Annotated in this window: 1 protein-coding gene; it reads right to left on the reverse strand. The window is 52.5% G+C overall.

All coding sequences use genetic code 11. The annotated features are described in order from the left end of the window. Positions 1-219: 219 nt before the first annotated feature. Positions 220-789, reverse strand: a complete 570-nt coding sequence (locus D6694_05355; GenBank protein RMH44915.1) for a hypothetical protein — start codon at positions 787-789, stop codon at positions 220-222. Between the last annotated feature and the right edge of the window lie 238 nt (positions 790-1027).

The following is a 1027-nucleotide window of genomic DNA, read 5'->3' on the forward strand; positions in this document are numbered from 1 at the left end:
CGGGCTTCAGGCCTTCGCCGGGGACGCGCCCACTCGGCGCAAACGCTTCATCCTGTCAACGTGCCGTACAAAAAGCCCCTGCACACGCCCAACGTGAGCATCACCTGCCCGCCGTCTTTGCAATTGCACCACGCTTTCAGTATAGTCTAAATTTGCAATTTTCGCGCCGCTTACCCACCGCCGAAGGCGGGTCAGGTGAATGCATGGTTAGGCCACCTTTCATTCGGCGGAGATCAAACCTTGTTTCACTGCTCTCACCTGAATGTGCTGCGATTTTTTGTCCAACACCATGAGTAGCCCATAAATGAGAGTACCACTTACTGCCCCCATTATCAACCCACTCCCATTATACACAGACTGCATTGCAGCACCACCCACGAATACTTCTGCTACCAGCCAGCCGGATGCAAATGCTACCGGTACTCCCAAAACCCACAACACTATGCGCCGCCTTGAACTCAATAACCGGGGTGACAATGCGGGAATTTGCATTAATGCCAGCACCAGCCCCGCCACCAACAGCATGTTGTACGGCGAAGGCCACATCGCCTTTCCGCGGAACCCCGCTGATTGGTAGAAGGCAAACTCACTTATCAGAGAGCCTGAAAAGTAGCCCACAAACAACCCTGCCAGCGTTGTCAATGCCCAAAGAAATGGCCTTCGCAAAAAAGGTTCTAATACAAATGCGCCAAACAACGCTAGTGGCACTGCCACTACAAGGCTCAACAAGGAATCAAAAGCCGCAAATGACCAAATTCCTGATGCGCTATCAATGACGACATCATTCATCGGAGACGTTGGCGCAATTAGAATACTACCAAGGTGCCATGCCAATGCCGAGATTACGCCCCAGGCTAAGATTGCAGGAATACGTATGTATCTCATGTCACACACCTTCCTTAATTGTATGGTAACTGTATGGTGGCCTAACGTGAGCGTTAGCGGCAGCGGCGTTGACTGCACAACCACTATCGCCAACCTGTGACCTGATTTGCAATTCGCGCCCCGATTCGCGCGCGGCGTAGCC

This window comes from Gammaproteobacteria bacterium (genome assembly GCA_003696665.1).
In the GTDB taxonomy this organism is placed as follows: Bacteria; Pseudomonadota; Gammaproteobacteria; order Enterobacterales.